At 40.7% G+C, this 8,167-nt stretch carries 4 protein-coding genes; 3 read left to right on the top strand and 1 reads right to left on the bottom strand.

Features of this window, described 5'->3' with window-relative positions:
* Nucleotides 1-838 precede the first annotated feature (838 nt).
* Nucleotides 839-2,053 carry a hypothetical protein gene (locus tag AB4232_RS10930; protein WP_372087112.1) on the top strand — a complete coding sequence of 405 codons (1,215 nt, stop codon included), beginning with the start codon at nt 839-841 and terminating at the stop codon, nt 2,051-2,053.
* A 310-nt stretch (nt 2,054-2,363) separates the two neighbouring features.
* Nucleotides 2,364-4,415, top strand: a complete 2,052-nt coding sequence (locus AB4232_RS10925) for a hypothetical protein (protein ID WP_372087111.1) — start codon at nt 2,364-2,366, stop codon at nt 4,413-4,415.
* A 539-nt stretch (nt 4,416-4,954) separates the two neighbouring features.
* On the opposite strand, the gene AB4232_RS10920 is transcribed toward AB4232_RS10925, so the two are convergent.
* Entirely contained in the window at nt 4,955-5,593 is a 639-nt protein-coding gene (locus tag AB4232_RS10920) for a hypothetical protein (protein ID WP_009844799.1), read from the bottom strand.
* A 486-nt stretch (nt 5,594-6,079) separates the two neighbouring features.
* On the opposite strand from AB4232_RS10920, the gene AB4232_RS10915 reads away from it, so the two are divergent.
* Nucleotides 6,080-8,116, top strand: coding sequence for a TonB-dependent receptor (locus AB4232_RS10915; RefSeq protein ID WP_372087110.1), 2,037 nt, complete (start codon nt 6,080-6,082; stop codon nt 8,114-8,116).
* The last annotated feature ends 51 nt before the right edge of the window (nt 8,117-8,167 follow it).

The following is an 8,167-nucleotide window of genomic DNA, read 5'->3' as shown; positions in this document are numbered from 1 at the left end:
TTTCTATTATTAGTGGTCTGCCCTGTTTTTTAATATCAATTAAATTGGTTTTATATATGCAATACGCACTAGGTTAAATTAATAAACAGATATCTGAACCAGTATACATAGTATTAGAAATACACAGAAATACCTTCCTGATTAGATCTTTAAATGATCCCTAATATTTTCCTCCTTCGCAATCTTACCTTGAAGTCAAAAGCTAATATTACTTTCCTAGTTTACTCTGCTTTTGATTTAACCTTTATTCAAAATTTCTTTATTTTAACTGTGTTTACGTAATTCCGTGGGTGAGAGTGCCATTCTGTAAGTTGTTAGATCATAATTGACTAGGCTTAATTCGTTGTGGGGTAGTGACACCTAGTTAGAGTTTACGAAATACCTCACTAATGACGGGTTATACATTATTCATAATAAATATGATTGTGTCTTTAAGGGGGGGGGGGCGGTGGGTTCTATTTAGATGTGGTTTTTCTATCTAATATAAAGCTTGGAATTGGTCTTTATCATCATTAATGGCTTGTTCTTTTCTTCTTTTGATCTCGGTTAAATCATTGAAATTAAAAGGTAAAATTAAGTAATAACTATTATATTTTAATTTTATGACTATTTTATTGTGCTTTTTCCCCTTTTTGATTGATTGTGGCGCGTGGTTGCATGCATGTGATTGTTTTTTGATATTTTCTAATGATTGTAATTCTTGATGGTTTATGTGTTAGGTCTTATATATTTTCACATTGTTTGTTTCCTTTTTTATGGTGAGGTGTCGATAGGATTAGCCTGAATCGAGTCATGTAGACACCTACGTTCGCTTTAAATTTTAAGGGATTTTTGAATTATGAATAAAGTGCTTATATTTTCTGCTTTGTCGTCAGCTATTATTTCTGGTTGTGGAGGAGGGGGCGGAAATAATACTGGAGGGACTTCAAGTAATGATGCACCTTCGCCTGTACAGCCTACAACTAAAATAGGCTATTTTCGAGACGCTCCGGTTACAGGGGTGGAGTTCCGTACCGAAACGCAATTGGGATTTACAGGAGAAGGGGGAAGTTTTAAATATCTAGAAGGTGAGACAGTCCAGTTCAATATAGGAACTCTGCATATTGGGAGCACTAAAGCTTCTAGAATCATTACCCCATTTGATATGACTTCTTTTTTGTCTGTTGAGCATGATGAAAATACAAATATGGTACGGGTTCTTATGTCATTAGACGAGGATGGAAACCCTGATAATGGCATTGAAATATCAAAAGTAACTCGAGAGTATTTATCGAATGATATTGATGCCAGTCATTTGGATATCACGAAAGATAGTGCGGTAGACGAATTTGCACTCGCTTTGTCACAGATCGATTCAGATAGAGTGGTTCCATCCAAGCGAGATGCAGTAGAGCATTTTAACGAAACAGTTAAATGTGCTCTGAGTGGTGTATTTTTGGGAGAGTACAGTGGTGACGGTCAAGGTGCTTTTCTAGTAGCAATTGAACCTGATGATTTGAAGCCTGTTGGTCTATTTAAACCGGAAGATAGTTACTTATATGAATGGTTTGGTTTTTCTGGCTTACCATTGGAGGTTAAAGGAGGAAGTCAACCGTTGGCGCTTGGCTCGAGCACTGAGGATGGAGAATATGCTGATGTAGCATTTTCGGCGGAGTTTTCGTTTGATGATGTTATTGGTAAATGGTCTCAATCTGGACAAGAGCTTGGTAGCTTGACAGGTGAACGTTTTGTTTCGAGTCAAGGTGATGCATCGATTAAGTATGTTGGAACATTTAAGACACCTGGTGAAGACTTCATTGGTGGGGTTATCCAGATTGTTACTACTAAGGACAATTTCGCGGCAGTAGACTGGTATGACACTGCTTGGAATAAGCAAGAGCACTATGGTTCGATGTTGGAGGATGATGGCGAAATTACCCTAACGTCTAGTTCTGAATATGAGACCAGTTTTTCTTTTAATATAGGAAATACAGCTGGTGAAAAGATCACTACCACGGTAAGAGACTCTCAAGGAGAAGAGGTTGAAGTTACTTTAAGCAGCTGTCGAATTTAAATCGTCTAAATTTTAATATATTTACCGGTGCTATAACTAGTAGTCACTGTCGAAGGCTAATGAAAGATATTCATTACCTAATGTTGAGTTTGGTAGGAAGGGTAGTATCCAGACCATAATAAATATTAAAGTTTAATAAAAAGACAACGAAGGAGTTGTCTTTTTATTGGCTCTTCAAAATCACCGCCTAGGGCGGTGGTGATTGTTTTTATGAATGGATATCAATCATCTTTTACTTTAGTTGAAAAGTATTTAACTAAGGCAGCTATTCGCTTCACTTTTATAAGCTGCCAAAGCAGGGATAAATTTTGTGTTTTTAAGTCCTAATATTGAAAATAAATTAGAATTTCGAGCTCCTATAACAGCGTTGTTTCTCCTTATGCTTGTAGCATGTGGCGGTGGCGGTGGCGGTGGCGGTGGCGGTGGCGGTAATATCATACCTGCTCAAGAAAGCCGTTTAGTTTTTGATACCGTTTCACATCAAAGGGTAGAAGTCGCATTTGGTGATTTTATATCGTTAACCCATAAAGCTAATGCAAATGGAGCCAATCGAGTACGTTATCTATCAACGGATCACGTCGTAGCTTCAGTCAATCCGGTTTCTGGAGAGGTTTATATTAACTCTCCTGGGACAACAACTATTATTGCGAACGCTGAAGGAGCTCGTCAGGAGTCCTACGAACTGGTTGTTAATGAGCCAAAAGAAGAAAGTCTACTTTTCCCTGGAACGATACTAAACGTTACGATTAATGATGGCCCTTTCTATAATTGGATTCCTGGGCCTTCAGTTAGTTCTTCTCGTTTAAAATATAGCTCTAGTAATGCCTCCGTCGCGTCAGTAGATCCTGATACAGGTAAGCTGACGATTATCGGGGAGGGTGAAGCTGATATCACGGCTACGCTACCTGCAACTAACACTCATACAGAGCAGCATTCAACTTACCGAGTGAGGGTCTCTAATGGAGCAGATATCGTCTCAAGAGAGGTGACTCATGATTTTAGAAACAAGAGGGTTCAAGTCGAGACTTCCTACGCTTCTGGGTATACAGAAACGGAGGAGGTTTGGGTTGGAGCTCCTGAACAGTTTGGTTTATGTGCAAAGAAAGATATTAGCGCAACTTCGTTTGTTATAGTTCGTAATTTAAGAACCAGTGACAATCGGCTATTCACAGACCGATGTATTGAAACTGTTGGAGCTGTCCCTGATATGAGACGAGGTTTGGAGCAACCGGTATGGGATGAAGTATTCTTAGATGAACCTGGTTTTTCCCCTGTTTATATGCATACTCCAGGGCAAATAACGAATACACAGGATGAGTTTCCACAAGGTGTCATAACTGACAGTGTGAGAACGGTCAGTTACGAGTCAGGGCGTATTGAAACTATAGTCACTCAATCGTTTAGAGAAGACCAAACACCATATGACTATAACAGTGATGGGGATAGAAACGACGACATAAGAATAAGTGAAGTCTATTGGGATGGCCGGTTAAATATTAGAGCATTGTCAATAAACGGACAATCGCTTCTAACTCAAGCCGGTAACGCGCCTATTAGGATAGAGATGCCAAGCGAGTATCCTAATTTCCTCAAGTTTCATGGGGATGTGAGCAGGGTTAGGGTTCATGTTCAGGCGTCTGAAAATGAAGGGCAATATTATGTGAAAATAGATACTATTGTGCCTGATGTTAAACTTCTTATCTTTGGTGTCAGTAACGATGGTCAATACAACGAGTTTAGAAGTGATTATTTTGACCGTACGGTTTTAGTTGATACTAAAAAAGATACCACTTTAGCAATTTATGTGATGAATGGAGAGCGTTTCTTAACACCACTCCCGTCGCATCCCAACTTTCAACTGGGACATGAACTGAAAGGACAATTCATCTTAAGTATTGTCGAGGCGGCATTAGATGAAAACCTACGTATTATTGAAGCGGCCAGTTTACGGAAGTTTACTGAATATTATAAGAGCTTGACTATGCGCTATACCCCTAATTTTGAAGCAAGCCATTATGCTGGTGGGAGGGTTTTCTTAGCGGGCAATCACCCTTATAACTCACGAGTGGCAATCCACGAGGCAGCTCATGGCTACCACGATAACTTTCTCTCTGATGGTTATGATAACCAAGATGTTAAGGAGCTTTATGATTTAGTTTCGCACGATACTTCTATTCGTTATGGTGATGAAGACAATACATATTGGAGAAAAAATAAATATGAGTTTTTTGCCGAGTTATTAACAACGTATATTTATCTTTCTGCAGATGAAAATGACGCATTTGCTTTATCTCAAGTAGACTCAAGCTTTTATTATACTTATGCAAAACCATACTTTGATAGCTTGTTTGGGATCTATTGACTAGAAAAATTATGTGCAGTTAACTAGATCCATTTATGTTGATACTACCAGCCAGGTATTACGAATATAATGAAACTTTGTATAGCGTAAATTCAGGCATGTGCGAGCTATTTTTATTTACTTAACAATGAGTCGTTATGGCGGAGATTTTGGAGTAGCTACACTGCATATTTAACAACCAACGAAGAGTTCGTAATTGCTCAACAGTCGGTAGAGCTTCTGTAATAGAGTATAAGAAAGTCAGATAACGAAAAGCGAGCCCAAGAGGCTCGCTTTTTTGATGTTCTTGTTCGGGATGAGTTGTCGTAGATCTGCTTGTTACCTGTCTCCTCTATTCGTTATCGAAGGAGAAAAAAGGCTACGAATGTAGCCTTAGAGTCATCTTGTATCGAAGCCCGCACCACTCGAGGGTGATACGCGCTATGACGATGTCGTAAGTTATGTCGTTTTGAGGGGAATGCTCGTTAGTTGAATTCCCCGTTTCTGCGAGAACGCTAAAAGACGAGAATATGGCATGCCTTCTTTGCTAATCATGTTTGTCAGTCAACATAGGCTACTGAGCTTGGTTCTTTGTAGATACAATCAACTCCAGTTACATTTCCGTTGCCGTCTTGATACTGTGCATAAACTTTCCACAAGCCATTTTTCCTCTCCCCTAAAACAGTAACCCGGGTATTATTCCCATAAGTAGTACCGTTAGAGCCATTCCCTTTACCGAAAGACACTTGAAACTCCTTTTTTATCGCTTGCTGTATTTTTGCTCCATCAAAGTCCCTATTTGGCTGAACATGCAAAAACTCAAGCCCGCCTCCTTTCCCCGGTCGGATAGCAAACGTACAACCTGTTAATTGAGTGGTAACAAGGAAGTTTGCAGAATCATAGTGGGTGACTTTAGAGATGGACTCAGGCTTAAGTTGTTCAAACTGAGATACCGGTATGTGGATGCATTGAAGAGCTTTAGCGCTACTTGATAGCGCCGTTTTAGATAAGCGCAAACGCATCTCTGGCATTTGAACACCTTGATTGATACCAAGCGCCGTATCTCCGAGGCTATATAAATAAAAGGTAAGTGCTCCTTTTGATTGGCCAGCACTACTAATGGAAAGCGGACAACGATGTAAAAATTGTTCTAAATTTCGATTCATTAGCTGAGCAGCTTGATCTAATGTCAATGGCATAAAACAGTCCTTTGTTATTATTCATGATCTGTATGAATGCTTATAAAAATAAGCTTCCGTTTATAAGCATATATGAACATATCTAAGACTTCGATATTTGCTAGCCATTAAGTGATGTCGACTTGAATTATTGAACATTATTTTGAGGTATGACCAGTTAATAGGCACGCCGTGCTAAAGGGTATTAATCCCATCCGTTACCTGGCTCAAACCTTTATTTATTTGCTGTCTTTCTCCCTATCGAAAAGTCCTTTTTCTGAGTATTTCCAACCGTCGAACCTCGTTTTTACCTACTTTTATACGACATTATCCAATGTCTTAAGAGGCTTGTTCTTTTTATGATTTTGTTCTTATTGATTATTTTGTAAATAGCAATGTTGCATATCGTGCTGGAGGGGTAGGCGGTAAAATATATATTGCAAATATAAATGATATTTGTTCTTATTCGCGTCCATTGTGATTTATAAACTAAACCGGAATTAGAATATGAACGTTAGATTGGCTTTCACCCCTCTCGCCTTGGCAATTGGAGGTGTATTAACCACAGTGGCTACCGTGTCGAATGCAATGGCTTCAGAAGAAGTAACGGTGGATGAAACCGTGCAAGTTATTGGTCATCAGTACGAAGGCTACGCGGAGCACATGCCGCAATCGGGTACCAAAACGGATGTCGAATGGCTCGATGTCCCACAAGCCGTATCAGTGGTCACTAAAACAGAGATGGAAGACCGTGGTGCAGTCCGTTTAGTGGATGCTCTTGATGGTGTTGCTGGTGTCAATAATACCTTAGGTGAAGGCAGTCGAGATCAGTTCGTTATTCGTGGTTTTGATGCGCTGAATGACATGTATCGCGATGGCATGCGTGATGATGGAACTTTACAGTCGTATCGAAGCCTATCCAATATTGAGCGTGTTGAAGTGGTAAAAGGCCCAGCAGGAGCTCTGTATGGTAGAGGCTCTGCCGGCGGTATCATTAACTTGGTCACCAAACGAGCGAATGGTGACACATTTACCAATGTGAACGGCAGTGTTGGCAGTAACAGCCAATTTGTAGGGCAGGTGGATAGCTCAATGGCGTTTTCAGATAAGGTCAATGGACGTATTAACCTGGAACACCGACAGGCTGATTCGTATGTTAACCATGTCGATTCGAATGATTTCTTTATCGCACCAACCATTCGAGTGCTGCCAGCTGAAGGGCATACCGTTGACTTAGATGTCGAATATGCACACCAAGAGCTGGTGCCATATCGTGGTGTTCCATCCAAAAATGGCAAACCTGTCGATGTCTCTGAGAGTTCTTTCTACGGTGGCACTAACGATTATCAAGAGTCCGATAGCCTGCGTGTTGGCATTAATTATGAGTGGCGCTTGAATAGCGAGTGGGTATGGACAAACCGAGCTGCATACAATCATATCGAACTTGAGCAAAAGGGCACGCGTCAAGGTACTGTGGCGGGAGATAAAGTTTCTCAAACCGTGAACAATTTCGGTTATGACCCTCGAACCACAACGACGATGCAATCCGAATTAGTGTGGGAAACCGATTCTAACCAAATGATGATTGGTGCGGATTATAACCAGATCAATATCGATTTAACGCTAGCAAGCGATAAAACCTTACCTCCGAAACACATCTATAATCCCGTCGTAGGAGCAACGCCTGATCCGGGTTTCAAGCCTTTCCGTGATAACACAACGACGACGACGGGTATCTACCTTCAAGACGTTTACACCTTGGGTGATCTATCGGTGATAGGTAACGTGCGCTATGACTCTATGGAACTTGAGCAGCAAAAAGCCGGGAAAGCCCAAGAGAAGCTAGATGATAACAAAGTGAGCTACCGTGGTGGCTTGGTCTATCGTATCAACAACGATATGTCGGTATACGCAAGCTTAGCTCGTTCGTGGCAATTGCCTTACTCCGGTATTTATATCAACCCTAAACTGGCTGAATTCTTCCATACCGATCTAAAAGAAGTGGGTGCGAAAGCTTACTTACTCGATAACGCTTTGATGCTCAATGCCGCTATTTTCCAAATTGATCAAGAACAACCACAAACCAATATTAATGGCGACGTTATCAATAAGATTGAAGCACGTCACCAAGGTATTGAACTGGAAGCTCGCGGTCAGATTACAGAGTTGTGGAATATTTCAGTTGGTTATAGCTACTTAGATGCAGAAGATAAAGATACAGGTAAAAAGCCGAATGATGTATCCGATCATCTGTTCTCACTCTGGAGTACTTACCAATTATACGAAAACTGGCGTTTGGGCGGTGGTGTGAAATACGTAGGGGACCGCTACGCAGGTAACAATGAAGCCGTCGCATTAGGTGATTACACCACTGTTGATTTGATGGCAGCGTACACCTCGGGTCGTCACAAAGTTCAAGCGAACGCTTATAACGTACTTGGCGAGAAATACATTCTTGGGGCAACCAGTGGTAAGTCGGGTACTAACCAGATTGGTTACGGAGCGCCAGCTGAATTCATGCTCAGCTACGGCTATCAGTTCTAAAAGCGAGTTCAGCTCTAAGAGTCGTTAATTTTTAAGCGTTATTACGTTTCT

Origin of the sequence: Vibrio sp. 10N.286.46.A8, from assembly GCF_041470165.1 — a bacterium.
Taxonomy (GTDB): domain Bacteria; phylum Pseudomonadota; class Gammaproteobacteria; order Enterobacterales; family Vibrionaceae; genus Vibrio; species Vibrio tasmaniensis_A.
Note: the sequence above shows the minus strand (reverse complement) of the source record. Positions and strands in the feature narration are given on the sequence as shown.

Coding starts and splice junctions, on each gene's coding strand:
- AB4232_RS10915 (WP_372087110.1), top strand. CDS start 6,080: ATGAACGTTAGATTGGCTTTCACCCCTCTCGCCTTGGCAATTGGAGGT.
- AB4232_RS10920 (WP_009844799.1), bottom strand. CDS start 5,593: ATGCCATTGACATTAGATCAAGCTGCTCAGCTAATGAATCGAAATTTA.
- AB4232_RS10930 (WP_372087112.1), top strand. CDS start 839: ATGAATAAAGTGCTTATATTTTCTGCTTTGTCGTCAGCTATTATTTCT.